Below are 17,689 nucleotides of genomic sequence, written 5' to 3'. Positions count from 1 at the left end.
GTTCAGTCCCGCTTGTGCGCGAGGGCCTCGGCCACGCGCCGATCGGTCTCGGCCTGGCGCCGCAGATCCTCTTCGCGTTCCTCGCGCTCGCGTTGCTGCGAGGCCGACAACGCCGCATCGATCCTGGCGGTCTCGTCGTCCGGTTCGACCATGCCCCGGACGATAGACGAGCAAGGTTAACGGGTGCGCTACGCGGCCGCCGCGAGCAAGCCGCCGAGAAGGAACGCCGTCAGGGTGACCGCGAGCCCCACGGTGTCGGGTACGGGAACGCGCCGGGGGCGCAGGCCCGACGTGTCGACCCCGTGCGAGATCGCGTGTCCACGACCGCGCCGCAGCAGCCACGCGTTGACGGGATACGCGACCGCGAAGGCGACGAGCAGCGCCAGCGTGAGCGAGGACCAGAACAGCGCGTCCCCGAGCCCGGCGTGCACGGCGCCCGGCACGAGGACCACGACGCCGTTGTCGACCAGTTCCATCACCGCGATCGACAGCGTGTCGGCGGCGAGCACCACCGTCAGGGCGCGCCGCAACGGCAACCCGGCGCGCAACAGCGGCAGCGACGAGAGGGCGTAGCCGAACGCGAAGGCCAGACCGACGGCCAGTGCCATGGTCGCGACGTTGCCGAGACCGAGTGCCGTGCCGAGCACGAGACCGCCGATCTCGCCGATCGCGCACCCGGTCAGGCAGTGCAGGGTGGCCGCCGCGGCCATACCTCGGGCGTTGTAGTCCATGACGTCTCCTTCCGATACCCTGGGGGGGTACCGTACAACGCATACCCCGAGGGGGTACAGTGGAAGACATGACCGAGCAGACGGCACCCGGCTACCACGACCGCAAGGACGACTACCGCAAGCGCCTGCGCCGCATCGAGGGCCAGGTCAAGGGCATCGGCCGGATGATCGACGAGGACAAGTACTGCATCGACGTCCTCACCCAGGTGTCCGCCGTCACCAAGGCGCTGCAGGCCGTCGCGCTCGGGCTGCTCGACGAACACATGGCGCACTGCGTCGCCGACGCCGCCCGATCCGGGGGGCCCGAAGCCGAGATCAAGCTGCGCGAGGCATCCGACGCCATCGCCCGGCTCGTCCGTTCCTGACCAGGAGGTTCACCAGATGTCCGACACCACCACCGTCACCGTCACCGGCATGACCTGCGAGCACTGCGTCGCGTCCGTCACCGAAGAGGTCTCGGAGATCGACGGCGTCACCGGCGTCGACGTCGATCTCGCGTCCGGCCTCGTCACCGTGACCAGCGACCGGCCCGTCTCCCGTGACGCCCTCGCCGCCGCGGTCGACGAGGCGGGGTACGCGCTCGCATGACCGCCGTGCACGACGTCGAGCTCACGATCACGGGGATGACCTGTGCCTCGTGCGCCAACCGGGTCGAGCGCAAGCTGAACAAGCTCGACGGCGTCACCGCGTCCGTGAACTACGCGACCGAGAAGGCGAGGGTCAGCTTCGCCGACGGCGTGACCACGGACGACCTCGTCGACACCGTCGCCGCTGCCGGCTACGGCGCCCTGCTGCCCGACGCCGAACCCGAGGCGGACGAGGCGTTCGACCTCTACGAGCGGCTCGTGGTCTCGCTGCTGATGGCCGTGCCCGTCGTGGCGCTCGCGATGGTGCCCGCGTTCCAGTTCGACTACTGGCAGTGGCTGTCGCTCGGCCTCGCGACACCGGTCGTGCTCTGGGGCGGCTGGCCCTTCCACCGCGCCGCCTGGGCGAACCTGCGCCACGGCGCCGCGACGATGGACACCCTCGTGTCGGTCGGCACGCTGGCCGCGTTCGGCTGGTCGCTGTACGCGCTGTTCCTGGGCACCGCGGGCATGGTCGGCATGACCCACCCGTTCGAGTTCACCGTCGGACGGACGGACGGCGCCGGCGCCATCTATCTCGAGGCCGCGGCGGGCGTGACCACGTTCATCCTCGCCGGACGGTACTTCGAGGCCCGCTCGAAGCGGCGCGCCGGCGCCGCGCTGCGTGCGCTCATGGACCTCGGCGCGAAGGACGTCGCCGTCCTGCGGGACGGCGTCGAGACGCGGGTGCCGGTGGCTCAGCTCGCGGTCGGTGACGAGTTCGTCGTCCGTCCCGGCGAGAAGATCGCCACCGACGGCGAGGTCGTCTCCGGGTCGTCCGCCGTCGACGCGTCCATGCTCACCGGCGAGTCGGTGCCGGTCGAGGTCGCCCCCGGCGACAGGGTCACCGGCGCCACCGTCAACGCGGGCGGACGCCTCGTCGTGCGCGCCACCCGAGTCGGTTCGGACACCCAACTCGCTCAGATGGCACGGCTCGTCGAGGAGGCGCAGAGCGGCAAGGCCGAGGTGCAGCGGCTGGCCGACCGCATCTCGGGCGTCTTCGTGCCGGTCGTGATCGCGCTTGCCGTCGCCACGCTCGGCGTGTGGCTCGTAATCGGCGAAGGACCCGCCGCCGCGTTCACCGCGGCCGTCGCCGTGCTGATCATCGCGTGCCCGTGCGCGCTCGGACTGGCCACGCCCACCGCACTGCTGGTGGGCACCGGCCGGGGCGCCCAGCTCGGCATCCTGATCAAAGGTCCCGAGGTGCTCGAACGCACCCGCACCGTCGACACCGTCGTGCTCGACAAGACCGGCACCGTCACCACCGGAGTCATGACGCTGCGCACCGTCGTGCCGACGGCCGGCGAGGACGTCGACACCGTGCTGCGTCTCGCCGCGTCGCTCGAGGACGGGTCCGAGCACCCGGTCGCCCGCGCCGTCGTGACCGGTGCCCGCGAGCGCGGCGCGACCCTCGCCCCCGTCGAGGGCTTCGCCAACGTCGAGGGCCTCGGCGTCCGAGGCACGGTCGGCGGCCGCGCCGTCGTGGTCGGGCGCCCGGCCCTGCTCGACGGCGACCTGCCGTCCGACCTCGCGTCCGCGCTCGACACCGCACGTGCGGACGGCGCCACCGCCGTCGTCGTCGGCTGGGACGGTCGCGCCCGCGGCGTGCTGTCGGTCGCCGACGCCGTGAAACCGACGTCCGCCGAGGCGGTGACGGCGCTGCGCGGTCTCGGCCTGCACCCGGTGCTGCTCACCGGCGACCACGAGACCGTGGCGAGGTCGGTGGCGCGCGAGGTCGGCATCGACGAGGTGGTGGCCGACGTGCTGCCGGCCGACAAGCTCGACGTCGTCAAGCGGCTGCAGCACGACGGCCGGGTCGTCGCGATGGTGGGCGACGGCGTGAACGACGCCGCCGCCCTCGCGCAGGCCGACCTGGGCATCGCGATGGGCACCGGCACGGACGCCGCCATCGAGGCCGGCGACCTCACCCTCGTGCGCGGCGACCTACGGGTCGCCGTCGACGCCATCCGCCTCGCGCGCACGACGCTCGGCACCATCAAGCAGAACCTGTTCTGGGCGTTCGGTTACAACGTCGCCGCCATCCCGCTCGCGGCGCTGGGGCTGCTGAACCCGATGATCGCGGGCGCGGCGATGGCGCTGTCGTCCGTCTTCGTGGTCGGCAACAGCTTGCGGCTGCGACGGTTCCGGGCGGTCGCGTCCTGACTCAGAAGGTCGACGCGTAGCCGAGCGCTGCCGCCCCGAGCGTCAGCGCGACGGTGCCGAGGACGTTGCCGAGCGCCGCGACGACCTCACCCCGCTGCGCCAGGCGGACGGTCTCCACGGTCGCCGTGCTGAAGGTCGTGAACCCGCCGCAGAACCCGGTGCCGAGCACGACCCGCAGGTCGCCGGAGGCGCCGCGGTGCACGACGAGGCCGGTCAGCACGCCCAGCGCGAGCGAACCGAGCGCATTGACGAGCAGCGTGCCCCACGGGAAGCGGTCGCCGAGGCGCGCCTTGACCTCGCCGTCGAGCATCAGCCGAGCAACCGCGCCGACGCCGCCGAGCAGGGTCGCGAGCAGCACGATCACGCCGACCGCCTCCGGTGCACGGCGGCGGCCGCGGCGATGCCGAGCACGGCCACGACGATGCCGGTGACCACGGTGGCGACGAGGTACGCGGCGGCGAGACCGCCGTGACCGTCGCGCACCAGCAGGTCGGACTCGACCGCGAACGTGCTGTAGGTCGTCAGGCCGCCGCAGAAACCGGTGCCCACGAGCAACCGTGCCCGCCTCCGCCGCCCGCTGTCGTCCCCGGACCGGGTGAGCGCCTCGAGCAGCGCGCCGAGCACCAACGCCCCGACGACGTTGGCGACGAAGGTGCCCACGGGCCACCGTCCGGACGTGGCGGGAGCCAGCGCCTCGAACCCCTGGCGGACGGCCGTGCCGACGGCACCGCCGGCGAACACCAGCCCGATCGCCGCCGGACGACGGTGCACGGGGCGGGTCACACGTCCACCCGGGCCGGGGCGCTGAGCCGCGCGGTGTAGATGGAGTACCCGTCGATCCACCGGGCGACCGCGGTCGCGAGCACGGTGGCGACGACGATCGGCACCATCAGCGCGAAACCGCTGTGGGTCAGCTCCAGCACCAGCGCGACCGCCGCCAGCGGCGCCTGCATGCCCGCCCCGATCATGGCGGCCGCGCCGAGCAACGCGTACGCGCCCACGGGCGAACCGGGCCAGAGGTCGCTCCACAGCACTCCGAACGCGCCCCCGAGCACGGCCCCGGTACTCATCACCGGCGTGAACAGCCCGCCGGACGCACCGGCACCCAGGCAGAGGGCGGTGACGAGCGGTTTGAGCACGGCCAGGGAGGCGAGGGTGCCGAGCGACCCGACGCCCACGAAGGCGTCGCGGGCCATGCCGCGCCCGTTGCCGTACAGCTGCGGGTAGGCGAGCGCGATCACCGCCAGCAGCGCGAAGGCCAGCAGCGGCGCCACGAGCAGCACGCGGCCGCGGGCCTGGTGGTGCGAGACCCATCCGACGAGGCGGACGTACGCGGCGGCGAGCACCCCGATCACGGGACCCGCGAGCAGCGCCCACACCAGCAGCCGGACGTCGAACGCGTACTCGGGCACCCGCACGTAGGTCGGCTCGCGCGGAAGGTAGACGTACGCGGTCACCGTCGCGACGCCGGAGCAGGCGAGCGCGGGGAGGATCACCGGCAGGTTCATCGAGCCGAGCAGCACCTCGGCCGTGAACAGCGCGCCGCCGAGCGGCACGTTGTAGACCGCGGCCAGGCCGGAGCCGCCGCCGCACGCGACGAGCAACCGCCGCTGCGCCGGGGACAGCCGGCACCATTCGGCGAGCAGGCTGCCCGACACCGCGCCGAGCAGCTTGGGTGCCGCCTCACGGCCCAGCGAGGCGCCCAGCCCGACGACGACCTCCGAGAGCACCGCGGAGCCCGCGCTGCGGCGGAACGACAGCCGACCCCTCCCCGTCCACAGGATCTCGTCCGGTTCGCTGGAGCCACCGGCGGTGAAGCGGCGCAGCAGGTACCACCCCACGCCCGCGATCACGCCACCGACGAGCAGGGGGAGCGCCCGGTGCCAACCGTTCGCAGCGGCCACGGCGGCGGAGAAGCCGGCGTTCTCGACCCCCACGCCGAACGCGGCCTGCTGCACGGTGAACAGCAGCAGCATCATGAGCACGCCCGCAAGGCCGGAGGCGACGCCGGTGACGACCACCAGTGCCCAGAGACGAGGCGTGAGCCGGGCCTCGCCGTCGCCGGTGGCGTTGGGTTGCAGCATCGCGCCCCGGCCGGACGGCAAACGCTTCTTCAGCAGCGGAGCGGGTATCCGTTCACGCGCGCCGCTCATTCGCGCAGTATCGCGCAGAGCAGTGAACGGTCAGCGACGGACGCGGCGGATCACCAGGACCGCCACCAGCACCGCGGCGACGCCCGCCGCGATCTGCGCGCGGTGCGGCCGGGTGGCCGTGTCGACCCGGTGCACGGTGTCGACCACGCTCTGCTTCGCCGACTCGGCCTTCTTGCCGGCCTGGGCCTTGACGTTCAGCTTCTCGCCGAGCTGGTCGACGGTGTGCGCGAGCTCGGCGCGGGTGCGCTCGACCTCGGCCTTGATCTCCTCGGGCTCGGTCACGAGCTGCTCCCACCACGTAGGGTCTGCACGTCCTGCTTCAGTCCGTCGACGGCCTGCTCGGGCACCGGCGGGGTCGCCTCCTGCACTTCGCGCTTGCCGATCAGCGCCGCCACTCCCGCGACGAGGAAGAGCGCCGCGCCGACGACGAGCGCCGCGAGCCAGCCGCTCAGCGGACCGGCGAGCGCCATGATCGCCGCGGCGACGAGCGCGCCGAGGCCGTAGGCGGCGAACAGTCCGGCGCCGCCGAACAGGCCCGCGCCGATGCCGGCACGCTTGCCCTTCTGCGCCATCTCGGCCTGGGCGAGCCGCAATTCGTCGCGGACCAGACGGCTCGTCTGCTCCGACAGGCGGCCGACCAGTTCGCCCAGGGACGGTTCTTCCGTCCGGGCGATGGGGTTCTCGGTCATGCCTGAGCATTTATCCCGTCGGCGGGTCTTGCTAACGGGTGGGGTCGCCCGACTGTTCGTCGTGCTTCATGCGCGCCTCGAAGACGTGATCGTCGAGGCCGGCGGCGTGACGTGCCGCCGCCGCGCTGTCGCGCAGCGCCGACCAGTACTGCGCGTCGTACTTCTCGACCATCTGGAAGGTCCACATGTCGTCGATCAGGTCACGTCCGACGACGACCTCCTCGACGGCGTCGGCGATGTCGCCGCGTCCGGCGTCACGCAGCTCGCGCACCGCCTCCTGCACCTCGCGGTCGACCGTGCCGGACATGCGGTGGAACGCGTACAGGTGACCGCGCGCGACCTCGGCCGTCTCGAGCGCGGCCGACAGTGCGCCGACCGCGGCGACGAGATCGTCGGAAACGTCCTCGGGCGCGGTGCGGACGGGAGGACGCTGCGGACGCTTCGCCGATCCGTGCCGCTCGCGCAGCGCAGCGAGAACGTCGGTGTCGTCGCTCATCGGCTGCCTCCCAGCACGCTGTCGTCCCAATGCGCCACCAGATCGGCGGCGTCGCGGTAGACCTCCACGGCACCCGCCTCGCGCAGTTCGGACGCGCTGGTGCCGCCGCACTCGACACCCACGCAGCGGACACCGGCGTCATGGGCCGCGTGCACGTCCCAGACCGAGTCGCCGACGAACACGCACGCCCCGGCGTCGAGGTCCGCCTTGCCCAGCGCGGTGACGACGAGGTCCGGTGCGGGCTTGCTCTGCTCGGCGTCGCCCGCTCCCGTGACGGCGTCGAGCAGGTCGTCGACGTCGAGCACGCGGCGCAGCACCGCGACCTCCTCGGGGCCGGCCGAGCTGGCCAGCACGGTGGTGAGACCCGCGCCGTGGGCCCTGCTCACGAGTTCACGTGCCCCCGGCAACAGGCGCAGGGCGGGCCAGAACGTCGAGTAGATCGCCGAGTGCGCGGCCGTGGCGTCGTCCTCGTCGACGTCGTCGAGCGAGTAGCCGGCGTCCTGCACGACGTGGGGAACGAGCTTGTCGCTGCCCATGCCCACAGCCCGGTGGATCGTCGACACGGGCACGTCGAGTCCCTGTTTGCGCAAGGCCTGCCACCAGGAGAGCGCGTGGTGGTAGCCACTGTCGACGAGCGTGCCGTCGACGTCGAGCAGGAGTCCGCGGACGTCGGTCATGTGGCGAGCCCTACCCGGGCTCCCCGTCCCCCAAGCCGGGCGGCCCGTCCGGGCGTTCCGGACGGGGTCCCGCGGGGATCGTCGGCGGCCGATCACAGGGTTCGGCCGCCGGGAAACGGTATCGGCAGGCTGTGGTGACGGTGGGTCTCCCCCGAAACCTCGCGTCACTGCTACAGACACGGCGCGGTCGAAACCGCCCGAGGCCGATGGTGTCCCCCGGAAACTGTCACCATCGAACTGCCTGACACGAGCCTAACACCGATGATTGCGTGCGCAACTCCATTTCCTGCGAAATCGCGTGTCGGCGGCCACACGCACGACGGAAAACCGACCTCTAACCGCCTCGCACGTGCGAAATCGTGACTCAGCGTGACGATGCGGTAGCGCTGCGTGCGGGGGGCAGCGCGTCCGTCCGCCGGGTCGGTTGCGCGGACGGGGAGGCGCCGCTGTGCGCCCAGGGCCACTGGTCGGGCTCGCCGGGCAGCTCGATCGGGTGCGTCGGCGCGGACGTGCGCACGGTCTCGCCCGCCGGCATCGGCAGGGTGGGGAAGTCGGTCTTCTGCGACGGGGTGCTCAGCTGCTGCCACATCCAGGACAGCGCGCTCGGTGCCGCTCGGCGCACGGTGCCGAACGTGTGCCGGGCTCCCTTCATGACCAGGAACGGGACCGCCTCGAGCCGCTGCACGGCGTGGACGAACTGCTTCGCGACGGTGTAGTCGCCGTTGTCGCCGGTGCCCGCCGCGATCCAGAACGGCGGCAACGGTCCCGTACCGGGCACGGTCGACAGCGCGGCGGCCACCGGGTTGTTCGCCTTCAGCAGGGCGGGGTCGCTGCCGATGACCTGCTTGGCGTTCTCCTCGAGCGGCGCGTAGTACCCGTCGATCGAGGCCGCCGCACCGAACGCGGTGCGGTGGCGCATCGCGAGGTTCGCCGCGCACCAGCCGCCCGACGACGCCCCGGCGATGCCCCACTGGGCCGGGTCGGTGCTCGCGCGGAACTGCGCCCTGATGTCGTCCGGCACGTCCTTGCTGATGTAGGTGTCGTCCTTGAACTTCGGGGTGTCGAGACATTCCTCGGTTCTGCGCAAACCACCGTTGGCGTCGGGCATGACCGCGATCATCGGACCCGTCCGGTGGGTGCCGATCAGCGCGGTCATGATCTCGGGCAGGCGGGTCTCGTCCGCGATCTGCGACGGGTCGCCGGGCGTGCCGTGCAGGAACTCGACGACCGGGAACCGCATCGTGCGGTACTTCGCCTGGAAGTACTGGGGCGGCAGGTAGACCAGACCGTTGCGGTCGATGCCGCTCTTCGCGCCGGCGAGACGGACGATCTCGACCCGGCCGTTGCCGGTGGCGACGCTGCCGTGCGCCGCGGTGGTCACCGAGTAGGTGTCGGCGTTGCCGGACAGGTCGGCGTACGCCGCGCCCCACGTCTCGTAGTAGCCGTAGTAGTCGTTGACGAGCAGCACGCCGGTACCGACGCTGAGCAGGAACGCGAGCGTCGCCGCCGTCGCCTTCCACCACCACCGCGAGACCCGGGCCACGACGACCAGCAACCCCGCCACCACGAGGACGACCAGCACCAACAGCGTCTTCGACGTCGGCGACATGTGTCGCCACCTCCCCTGAGCGCACAACGATCCGGCTCGATGTCTACGCCCGCGTAGCCGTGCGAACGCCGTCAACGACTTGGGTGCGCCTCAGCGAAAGAAGCCGCTGAGACGACGGCCCGCGGGCGGCCGACCGGGTGCACGATCTGCTCGTCACAGTCCGGGAGGTCGTCTTGTCGATCGATGTCCACACCACGAGGCCCGAGTTGCGTCTCACCCAGTTGCACCGGCGCATCGACATCCCCCGACGGGTCGGCGATGCCGCGGTGCTCGTCGGTCTGTTCACCCTTGTCGGCGTCGTGCTCCCGGCCCACGACGAATCGATGATCGTGCCGCTGCCGGTCGCCACGACGGCGACGGCGTTCGCCGCGGTGTCCGGCGCCGTGCTGCTGCGCATCGCGCGTGGACTGCGCAAGCGCAAGCGCGGCGAGTGGCGCGTCGCCGTCGTGGCGTGCGCCGTCGTCGCGGCCGCCGCCACCCTGCGGGCCGACCGCCGGCCCGTCGAGGCGGTGGTGGCCGTCGCCCTGCTGATCGCGTTGATCCACGCGCGGCACGAGTTCACGGTGCCGAGCGACCGGCGCGGCAGGTGGTTCGGGCTCCGGGCCGCACTGCAGTCGATCGGCGTCGGCACCGGCGTCGGACTGCTCATGCTCTACCTGCCCGGTCACGTTGCCGCCGGCACCGGCTTCTGGGCGCGCGTCGGCGAGATCGCGCTGTCGTTCTTCGGTCTCGGCGGCGAGGTGCCGGTCAGTGGTGACGCCTACGGCGACCTCTTCCACGCCGTGATCTTCGCCTTCGGCTTGGCCGCGGTGGCCGCCCTCGTGCTCGTCGGACTGCGACCGGCCGACCGCGGACCCGCCCGTGAGCTCGAGGACGACGCGCGATTGCGCCGACTGCTCGACAGCCACGGCGGACGGGACTCGCTCGGCTACTTCGCGCTGCGCGAGGACAAGCAGGTGTGCTGGTCGCCGACCGGCAAGGCGGCTGTCTGCTACCGCGTCGTCGCCGGCGTCGCGCTGGCCAGTGGTGACCCGGTCGGCGACAACGAGGCGTGGCCGGGCGCCATCCGGCAGTGGCGGCTGCTCGTCGAGGCCAACGGCTGGACGCCCGCCGTCCTCGGCTGCAGCGAACTGGGCGCGACCGCCTTCCACCGCGAGTACGGGCTGTCGACCTTCGAACTGGGCGACGAGGCGATCATCGAGACCTCGACGTTCACCCTCGAGGGCCGCGCGATGCGGGCCGTCCGCCAGCCGTGCGCACGCACCGAACGGCTCGGCTACGTCGTCGACGTCCGGCGCACCGGCGAGCTGACCCGGGCCGAGCTCGACGAGCTGCGCGAGGCCGCCGCGCGGTGGCGTGTCGATCCCGTGGAACGAGGGTTCTCCATGGCCCTGTCGCGGCTCGGCGACCCGGACGATCCCGACTGCGTCGTCGTGACCGCGCGGCTCGACGGACGGCTCTGCGGGCTGCTGCACTTCGTGCCGTGGGGCCGCGACGGCCTGTCGCTGGACCTCATGCGCCGCGACCACGACGCCGACAACGGCCTGAACGAACTGATGATCGTCAAGTTCCTGCTCGCGTGCCCGAGCCGGGGCGTCGCGCAGGTGTCGCTGAACTTCGCGGTGTTCCGCGATGCGCTCGAGCGCGGACGCCGCATCGGCGCCGGCCCCGTCCTGCGCCTGTGGTGCCGCGTGCTGCTCATTGCGTCGAAGTGGTGGCAGATCGACTCGCTGTTCCGGTTCAACGACAAGTTCCGTCCGAGCTGGCAGCCGCGCTTCCTCTGCTTCGCGTACGCACGCGACCTGCCGCGTGTCGCGGTCGCCGCGATGACGGCCGAGGCCTTCCTCAACCCGCCGCGCGGCATGGAGCGTGTGCTCGGACGCGGCCGAGCCGCGTGACCCAGGTGGTGTGCCGCGGTGTGCTGCGGTCGGCAGCACTCGTCGGCGTGCTGGCGCTCGCCGCCTGCTCCGGCGCGGACCACCCGGGGCACCGCCCCGCGCGCGCGTCGGCGTCGCCGGTCGCGACGTCGTCCGCCGCGGCTCGGGTCGCGACGTCCCCGGGGTCGCCGGGGTCGTCGTCCGCCCCGCCCATCGGTTCGGGGACACCGACGGCGACGTCCGCGGCGCCGACGGGTACGTCGGAATTTCCTACTGTCGGTCTGGTCTACAACTCCTCCGGGCGTCGCTGCACCGGCAGCGTCGTCGACAGCAGCAGCGGGGACACCGTGCTCACCGCGGCCCACTGCGCGACCGGCGACCCGACGACGCTGCGTTTCGCGCCGGGTCACGTCGACGGTCGCAACCCCGACGGGGTCTGGGCGGTCACGGCCGCCTACGTGCCGCAGCAGTGGCAGAGCGGCAACCAGGACGACGCCGACGTCGCCGTCCTCACCATCGCGTCCCGGTCGGACGACGGCCGCACCGAGACGCTCGCGGAAGCGGTCGGGTCCGAACAGGTCGGCGACGCGCCGACGTCCGGAGAGGTCGTGACGGCGGTCGCGTACGTGCACGGCAGCGACGCGCCGCGCTCGTGCCGCACGTCGGTGTATCTCGACCGCGGGGTGCCGACGTTCGACTGCCACGGCTTCACCGGTGGCAGCAGCGGGTCCCCGTGGCTGACCGGCACCGCCGGTGCGCTCACCGTCCGCGGAGTCATCGGAGGTCTCGACCTCGGCGGGTGCGAGGAGTACACGTCGCACACCACGCTGTTCACCGAGGACGTGCGCGAACTCGTCCGGCGCGCCGACGACGGCAGCGACCCCGACGACGTGCGTCATTCGGAGCCGGCGTGCTGACCCGGCGGCGGTTCCTCGCCCTCGGCGGCGCCGGCGTCGCCGCCGCGGGCGCGACGGCCGCGCTGTGGCACTCCGACGGACGTTCGGTGGTCGAGCAGGCGCACGCCTTCGACCCCGGCTCGTGGGGTTCGCTCGGCGACGTCGACCACATCGTCGTGCTGTTGCAGGAGAACCGGTCCTTCGATCACTACTTCGGCGCACGGCCGGGCGTCACCGGCTGGCGCGACTATGTGCGTCTCGTCGACGAGGGTCGGTTGCCACCGAGCCGGCCGTGGCGGCTGCGTCCGGGTGTGGACGACGAGATCGTCTTCACCGATCCGGACCACACGTGGCGCGCCGCGCACGACATGTTCAACGGCGGGCGGATCGACGCCGACAAGGTGCGGGGCAACGGGCGCGTGCAGCGCGAGGCGGTGATGGGTTACTACACCCGCCGGGACCTGCCGGTGCACTACGACCTCGCGGACGCCTTCACGCTGTGCGACAGCTACCACTGCTCGGTGCTGGGCCCGACCGCACCGAACCGGCTGTTCTGGATGTCCGGCACGCTCGGCGGTGCCGACGGCGGCGGCCCGGTCACCGCCGGCGTCGAACGGCGCGGGTGGGGGACGCTGCAATGGACGACGATGCCGCAGCGCCTCAGCGACGCGGGTGTCAGCTGGAAGGTCTACAACGCGCACGGACCGTCGGCCCGCAGCGACCTCGACGGGATGATGAAGTACTTCCGGGCGGTGATCACGTCCGACGAGCTCGCGTCGCGGGGCGTCGCCCCGCGCTGGCCGCACGACTTCATGGACGACGTCGCCCATGACAACCTGCCGTCCGTGTCGTGGATCGTGCCGCCGATGGCGACGAGCGAGCACCCGTCCCGTCCGCCGGCGGTCGGTGCCGAGGGCATCATGCTCGTGCTGCGGACGCTGCTGTCGAATCCGGCCGTCTGGGAGCGGACGGCCCTGGTGGTCGCCTACGACGAGAACGGCGGGTTCTTCGACCACGTCGCGCCGCCGACCCCGCCGGCCGGGACGCCGGGCGAGTTCGTGCTCGACTCGGCCGGACGCCCGCAGCCGATCGGGCTGGGCTACCGCGTGCCGTGCTTCGTCGTCTCGCCGTTCACCCGTGGCGGCGCCGTCAGCAGCAGCACCTTCGACCACACCTCGCAGCTGCGGCTCATCGGCGCGCGCTTCGGCGTGCCCGTGCCCAACGTGACCCCCTGGCGCAGGTCGGTCACGGGCGACATGACGGAGCTGTTCGGCGGACGGCCGCGCCGGGGCGCGCCCGCCCTTCCCCCGCCCCGTGCCGTCGACCGGCTCGCCGACCGGTCATTGGACGCCTGGCGGGCCGAACAGCGCGAGCACGGCGAGGAGGGCCGCCTGCGTTAGCCGTGTGGCGGACGCTCGAAGGGGGCCGCCCCGGGCGGCCTGGGTGGGGGCGTACCCGGGGCGGCGCAGGACATTCTGCAGCGTGGTTTCGAGAACGCAAACCGGAGGGGTGGCGCCGGTACCCGGGCAGAAGAAAAGGGCCCCGGTTGCCCGAGGCCCTCTGCCTGCTCTCCCGACTGGACTCGAACCAGTAACCCTTCGATTAACAGTCGAATGCTCTGCCAATTGAGCTACGGGAGATCACGCGCGCCGCCCGCGAGGGCGACCCGTCAACGATAACGCACGGCCGCGACGGGCTTCGGGTGGGCAGGGTGCGCGGCTCCCGGTTAAGGTGGCGAAGACCCGTGGGCAGTACGGGCCCACCCGAGAGGACCGTTCGAAGTGAAGTCGTCGCACCTCGCCGCCGGCGCCGCCGCCGCCGGATTCCTGCTCGGCACGCGGGCCGGACGCGAGCGCTGGGAGGCCGTGGTGCGCGCCGCGCGCCGGGTCACCGGCAGCCAGACCGTGCAGGCCACCGCGGGGGTCGTGCAGGCCCAGGTCGAGGGCCGGGTGCAGCGCGCCCGCGAGGCGGCGCGCGCCCGCTTCGGTGACGCGACCGTGCCGCAGGCGAACCGCACGGCCGCGAAGCCCGGCCCGACCCCGGACCGCGCCGACCGCCGCTGACTACCTCGGGTCGCCCGCTGCGCGCAGCTTCTCGAGCCTTGCCCGCACGGCCGCGCGGGTCGAGGTCGTCTCGGGCGTTCCCGGCTCGAACCGCGCCAACCAGGTCACGCCGTCGGCGCCGGGCACCTTGCGCGCGACGAAGCGCACCGCCCCACCGGGCACCGAGACCAGCTCGGTGCGCACGATGTTGCCGTCGACCCGCTTGCGGACCGTCGGCGGCAGGTCGCGGGGCACGGTGAGCCGGGCGTGCACGGCGGGACGGTCGACGAGCAGCTCGCCGTCGACGACGTCGGCCTCGGTGACGGACATGACGTGGTCCTGCCACACGACCTTGTCGACCTGCTGCCACGGGATGCGTCGCGGGCCCTCGGGGAACGGCCACCACAACCCGAGCGAGGTGGCCGCCACGACGCCGTCGGCCGAGGTGTCTGCCCACGACACGACCCGCTCGCGGTCGTCGAGGCGGGCGACGAGGTCGGCGGGCGGTTGATCGCGCCGCGCGAACAGCTTCACAGGTTGCCGATCGCGCGTTCGCGAAGGTTGCGCGCGTACGTCTCGAGCGCGATCAGCTCACCGAACGCACGGGCGTGGCCGTCGGGATCGTCCTGCGGGTTCATGCGCTGCACCTTCGACTTCATCGCCTTGATGCGGCGAGCGGTCACCTGCGACACCATGCTCGCCACGATGGCGCCGGCGAACCGCTCGCGCGCCTCGACACCGGCGCGCAGCGGCTCGACCGCGAGCGCCCCGATGCCCTTGTGGATGCGCTCGTCGGAGGCGTGCGCCTGCACCGCCTCGACCCACGCGGCTCCGGTGAGCCCGGCGCCCACTCCCCCCGCCGCGATGATCGCCTCGGCCACCTTGCGGTAGCGCTCGACCAGGAACGCGTCCGGGGTGAGGTTGTCGAACTCGGGGCCGGCGACCGCGGGCAGCTGCAGCGCCACCTGCAGCACCTGCCGCTCGACGCGGACGACCGCCTCGTCGACCTCGACCGGCTCGGCGGGTTCAGGAGCGGAGTCGGGCTCGGCCGCCCGCCGTCCGTCCGACCGGACGAGACCGCGCACCCGGGTGACGACGCGCATCGGGTCGTCGAACCCGACCAGGCCGGCGAGGCGGCGGGCGTACTCGTCGCGCAGCGCCTGGTCCTTGATGCGCGCGACGAGCGGGATGCCGCGGTCGAGGGCGGCCGTCTGCCCCTCGGCGGTGTCGAGGTCGTGCCGGTCGACGGTGGCCCGCAGCACGAACTCGACCAGCGGGATGCGCCGGGCGACGAGGTCGAGCACGGCGGTGTCGCCGGACTTCAGCCGCAGGTCGCAGGGGTCCATGCCGGTCGGCTCGATCGCGACGAAGGTCTGCGCCATGAACTTCTGGTCGTCGCCGAACGCCCGCTCGGCGGCCTTCATGCCCGCGCTGTCGCCGTCGAAGGTGAAGATCACCTCGCCGGTGAAGGTGTCGGAGTCCATGAGCATGCGGCGCACCACCGCGACGTGGTCGGAACCGAACGCGGTGCCGCAGGTGGCCACCGCGGTCGTCACTCCCGACAGGTGGCAGGCCATCACGTCGGTGTAGCCCTCGACGATCACCGCCTGGTGCTTGCGGGCGATCTCCTTCTTGGCGAGATCGACGCCGTACAGCAGCTGGCTCTTCTTGTAGATCGGCGTCTCGGGCGTGTTGAGGTACTTCGCCTCGATGCGGTCGTCGTCGAACAGCCGCCGCGCGCCGAAACCGACGACGTCGCCGTTGACCTCGCGGATCGGCCAGAGCAGCCGGCGGTGGAAGCGGTCGATGAGGCCGCCGCGCCCGCCCTCGCGCGACAGACCACCCAGGACGAGCTCCTGCGGGGTGAACTTGCGCGCGAGCAGGTGTCGCGTCAGGGCATCCCACCCGGACGGGGCGTACCCGCACCCGAAGCGGACGGCGTCGAGGGCCGAGAAGCCGCGGCCGGTGAGGAACTCGCGGGCGGTGACGCCCTCGTCGCCGCGCAGCTGCTCGGCGTAGAAGTCGGCGGCCGCGGCGTGGGCGGCGATGAGCCGGGCGCGCTGGCCGTGCTGGCGCGGCGGGCCGGACGAGCCCTCCTCGTAGCGCAGCTGGATGCCGGCGCGGGCGGCGAGCCGCTCGACGGCCTCGGCGAAGCTGACGACCTCGATCTCCTGCACGAAGCGGACGACGTCGCCGCCGGCCTGGCACCCGAAGCAGTGGTAGAGCCCCCGCGACGGGGTGACGTTGAACGACGGCGACTTCTCGTCGTGGAACGGGCAGAGCCCCTTCAGGTTGCCGCCGCCGGCGTTGCGCAGCGGCACGTGCTCGCCGATGACCTCGTCGATGGGCGACTTCTCGCGGACGAGGGCGATGTCCTCGTCCTTGATGCGCCCGGCCACGACGCCCAGTCTAGGTAGCGGTCCCGACAGGACGGCGGCGCCGTCGCACCCTCAGCCGCAGGTCGAGCCCCTACCGCGGGCCGACCAGTCTCGCGTGCCAGCCGATGGCGGACGTGTCCGTCAGCTGCGCGACCTGGTCGACGACCACCCGCAGCCGCGCCCGGTCGTCGGCCGCGGCCGTCCAGGTCGGAGCCAGGCCGCGGTCGAGAGTGGCGGGGGCGCCGTCTGCGATCGCGGCCGCGAGCTCGGCGAGCAGCCGGCGCTGCCCCGTCTGCCGCTCGGCGGCGCCGTCGCGGGCCATCACGTACCGGGCGGCGACGGCCTTGAGCAGGGCGCACTCGGCGGCGGCCCGCTCGGGGACGACGAGGTCCGCGTCGTAGCGCAGCAGCGGTCCGTCGCCCCACCGTTCGCGGGTCGCGGTGACCGCGGCGGACGAGAACCGGCCGGTGAGCTCGCTGGTCGCCCGCTTCGCCGCAACCTGCGCGTCGTAGGTGCCGTCGTAGCGGGCGAGGTCGCGCAGCGTCGGCAACGCCAGCAGCTCCTCGAGAACGGGCGCGAGTTCGGCGGCGCTGCGCGGCGAGTACGTGCCCGCCGCGGTCTCGCACAGCGCCTCGCGCTCGGCGTCGTCGACACGGGCGAGCACGATCTGGCCGGCGTGGATGCCGTCCTCCACGTCGTGAACGGAGTAGGCGACGTCGTCGGCCCAGTCCATGACCTGAGCCTCGAGACAGCGGCGCTCGTCCGCCCGCCCGTCGCGCACCCACCGGAACGCGTCCAGGTCGTCGGCGTAGACGCCGAACTTACCGCCGCCCTCCCGCCGCGGCCAGGGGTACTTGATGCAGGCGTCCAGCACCGCACGGGTGAGGTTCAGTCCGGCGGGACGTCCGTCCGCGGCAAGGGTCTTGGCCTCCAGCCGGACGAGCACGCGCAGCGTCTGCGCGTTGCCCTCGAAGCCGCCGCAGGCCTCGGCGACGGCGTCCAGCGCGGTCTCACCGTTGTGGCCGAACGGCGGATGGCCGATGTCGTGCGCCAGGCCGGCCGCGTCGACGACGTCGGGGTCGCACCCCAGCGACGCCCCGATCTCGCGGCCGATCTGGGCGACCTCGAGCGAATGCGTCAGCCGGGTGCGGGGGAAGTCGTCCTCCCCCGGCACGACGACCTGGGTCTTGTCGGCCAACCGGCGGAACGCGTACGAGTGGAGCACTCTTGCGCGATCGCGCGCAAAGTCGTCGCGTTCGAGAGCCGCGGATTGCGCACCTGCGCGCTTCGGCGGCTCGTCGACGCGGCGGGCCCGCGCGGCGGCGTCGTACACGCTGCGGACGCTACCGTCCGAG

20 protein-coding genes and 1 tRNA gene are annotated in these 17,689 nt (G+C 72.7%); 7 read left to right on the top strand and 14 right to left on the bottom strand.

Translation table 11 applies throughout. The annotated features are described in order from the left end of the window. Positions 1-2: 2 nt before the first annotated feature. Positions 3-152, bottom strand: coding sequence for a hypothetical protein (locus ACYVP9_RS02355; RefSeq protein WP_460603079.1), 150 nt, complete (start codon positions 150-152; stop codon positions 3-5). A 36-nt stretch (positions 153-188) separates the two neighbouring features. After that, positions 189-731 (bottom strand): DUF4396 domain-containing protein, encoded by a 543-nt coding sequence (locus ACYVP9_RS02350; protein WP_460603078.1) that lies wholly within the window; start codon positions 729-731, stop codon positions 189-191. A 68-nt stretch (positions 732-799) separates the two neighbouring features. On the opposite strand from ACYVP9_RS02350, the gene ACYVP9_RS02345 reads away from it, so the two are divergent. The 3 genes from ACYVP9_RS02345 to ACYVP9_RS02335 are packed head-to-tail and all read left to right on the top strand — an operon-like array spanning position 800 to position 3,517. Continuing rightward, positions 800-1,096: a metal-sensitive transcriptional regulator gene (locus ACYVP9_RS02345; RefSeq protein WP_460603077.1), complete on the top strand. Its 297-nt coding sequence runs from the start codon at positions 800-802 to the stop codon at positions 1,094-1,096. Positions 1,097-1,112: 16 nt separating this feature from the next. Next, positions 1,113-1,319 (top strand): heavy-metal-associated domain-containing protein, encoded by a 207-nt coding sequence (locus tag ACYVP9_RS02340; protein WP_460603076.1) that lies wholly within the window; start codon positions 1,113-1,115, stop codon positions 1,317-1,319. Beyond that, positions 1,316-3,517: a heavy metal translocating P-type ATPase gene (locus ACYVP9_RS02335; RefSeq protein ID WP_460603075.1), complete on the top strand. Its 2,202-nt coding sequence runs from the start codon at positions 1,316-1,318 to the stop codon at positions 3,515-3,517. The genes ACYVP9_RS02340 and ACYVP9_RS02335 overlap by 4 nt, the downstream gene beginning before the upstream one ends. 1 nt (position 3,518) lies before the next feature. Here the strand turns inward: ACYVP9_RS02335 and crcB are convergent, their stop codons facing one another. The 8 genes from crcB to ACYVP9_RS02295 all read right to left on the bottom strand — a co-directional run bounded on the left by crcB (position 3,519) and on the right by ACYVP9_RS02295 (position 9,141). After that, the gene (gene crcB / locus ACYVP9_RS02330) at positions 3,519-3,881 is read right to left on the bottom strand and encodes a fluoride efflux transporter FluC (RefSeq protein WP_460603074.1); all 363 of its coding nucleotides are present in this window, start codon (positions 3,879-3,881) and stop codon (positions 3,519-3,521) included. Continuing rightward, the gene (locus ACYVP9_RS02325; protein ID WP_460603073.1) at positions 3,878-4,300 is read right to left on the bottom strand and encodes a FluC/FEX family fluoride channel; all 423 of its coding nucleotides are present in this window, start codon (positions 4,298-4,300) and stop codon (positions 3,878-3,880) included. The genes crcB and ACYVP9_RS02325 overlap by 4 nt, the downstream gene beginning before the upstream one ends. After that, positions 4,297-5,670, bottom strand: a complete 1,374-nt coding sequence (locus ACYVP9_RS02320) for a voltage-gated chloride channel family protein (RefSeq protein WP_460603072.1) — start codon at positions 5,668-5,670, stop codon at positions 4,297-4,299. The genes ACYVP9_RS02325 and ACYVP9_RS02320 overlap by 4 nt, the downstream gene beginning before the upstream one ends. Positions 5,671-5,700: 30 nt before the next feature. Continuing rightward, positions 5,701-5,952, bottom strand: coding sequence for a DUF3618 domain-containing protein (locus ACYVP9_RS02315; protein WP_460603071.1), 252 nt, complete (start codon positions 5,950-5,952; stop codon positions 5,701-5,703). Then, on the bottom strand, positions 5,949-6,359 hold the full coding sequence (locus ACYVP9_RS02310; protein ID WP_460603070.1) for a phage holin family protein: 411 nt from the start codon (positions 6,357-6,359) through the stop codon (positions 5,949-5,951). Before ACYVP9_RS02310 ends, ACYVP9_RS02315 begins: the two co-directional genes overlap by 4 nt. 31 nt (positions 6,360-6,390) lie before the next feature. Beyond that, complete coding sequence (locus tag ACYVP9_RS02305; RefSeq protein WP_460603069.1) at positions 6,391-6,855, bottom strand: hypothetical protein; 465 nt, start codon at positions 6,853-6,855, stop codon at positions 6,391-6,393. Further along, positions 6,852-7,532 carry an HAD family hydrolase gene (locus tag ACYVP9_RS02300; RefSeq protein WP_460603068.1) on the bottom strand — a complete coding sequence of 227 codons (681 nt, stop codon included), beginning with the start codon at positions 7,530-7,532 and terminating at the stop codon, positions 6,852-6,854. Before ACYVP9_RS02300 ends, ACYVP9_RS02305 begins: the two co-directional genes overlap by 4 nt. 364 nt (positions 7,533-7,896) lie before the next feature. Then, on the bottom strand, positions 7,897-9,141 hold the full coding sequence (locus ACYVP9_RS02295; protein ID WP_460603066.1) for an alpha/beta hydrolase: 1,245 nt from the start codon (positions 9,139-9,141) through the stop codon (positions 7,897-7,899). A 173-nt stretch (positions 9,142-9,314) separates the two neighbouring features. Here ACYVP9_RS02295 and ACYVP9_RS02290 point away from each other — a divergent pair, with 173 nt between their 5' ends. The 3 genes from ACYVP9_RS02290 to ACYVP9_RS02280 are packed head-to-tail and all read left to right on the top strand — an operon-like array spanning position 9,315 to position 13,314. Then, positions 9,315-11,039 carry a phosphatidylglycerol lysyltransferase domain-containing protein gene (locus tag ACYVP9_RS02290; RefSeq protein WP_460603065.1) on the top strand — a complete coding sequence of 575 codons (1,725 nt, stop codon included), beginning with the start codon at positions 9,315-9,317 and terminating at the stop codon, positions 11,037-11,039. Then, positions 11,036-11,935: a trypsin-like serine peptidase gene (locus ACYVP9_RS02285; protein ID WP_460603064.1), complete on the top strand. Its 900-nt coding sequence runs from the start codon at positions 11,036-11,038 to the stop codon at positions 11,933-11,935. Before ACYVP9_RS02290 ends, ACYVP9_RS02285 begins: the two co-directional genes overlap by 4 nt. Next, complete coding sequence (locus ACYVP9_RS02280; protein ID WP_460603063.1) at positions 11,929-13,314, top strand: phospholipase C; 1,386 nt, start codon at positions 11,929-11,931, stop codon at positions 13,312-13,314. The genes ACYVP9_RS02285 and ACYVP9_RS02280 overlap by 7 nt, the downstream gene beginning before the upstream one ends. A gap of 167 nt (positions 13,315-13,481) precedes the next feature. Here ACYVP9_RS02280 and ACYVP9_RS02275 read toward each other — a convergent pair. Next, positions 13,482-13,554 (bottom strand) — tRNA-Asn (locus tag ACYVP9_RS02275). 141 nt (positions 13,555-13,695) lie between these two features. Here ACYVP9_RS02275 and ACYVP9_RS02270 point away from each other — a divergent pair. Beyond that, a complete protein-coding gene (locus ACYVP9_RS02270) occupies positions 13,696-13,977 on the top strand; it encodes a hypothetical protein (protein WP_460603062.1) in 282 nt (93 codons plus the stop codon). Here the strand turns inward: ACYVP9_RS02270 and ACYVP9_RS02265 are convergent, their stop codons facing one another. The 3 genes from ACYVP9_RS02265 to ACYVP9_RS02255 form a co-directional block, all read right to left on the bottom strand. Continuing rightward, positions 13,978-14,490, bottom strand: coding sequence for a hypothetical protein (locus ACYVP9_RS02265; RefSeq protein WP_460603061.1), 513 nt, complete (start codon positions 14,488-14,490; stop codon positions 13,978-13,980). It abuts the gene before it with no gap. Beyond that, a complete protein-coding gene (gene dnaG / locus ACYVP9_RS02260) occupies positions 14,487-16,355 on the bottom strand; it encodes a DNA primase (protein WP_460603060.1) in 1,869 nt (622 codons plus the stop codon). Before dnaG ends, ACYVP9_RS02265 begins: the two co-directional genes overlap by 4 nt. A gap of 70 nt (positions 16,356-16,425) precedes the next feature. Continuing rightward, the gene (locus ACYVP9_RS02255; protein ID WP_460604272.1) at positions 16,426-17,667 is read right to left on the bottom strand and encodes a deoxyguanosinetriphosphate triphosphohydrolase; all 1,242 of its coding nucleotides are present in this window, start codon (positions 17,665-17,667) and stop codon (positions 16,426-16,428) included. Positions 17,668-17,689: the final 22 nt, after the last annotated feature.

The organism is Jatrophihabitans fulvus (genome assembly GCF_054781375.1).
The sequence above is the reverse complement of the archived record's forward strand: the minus strand, read 5'-3'. Positions and strand labels throughout refer to the sequence as shown.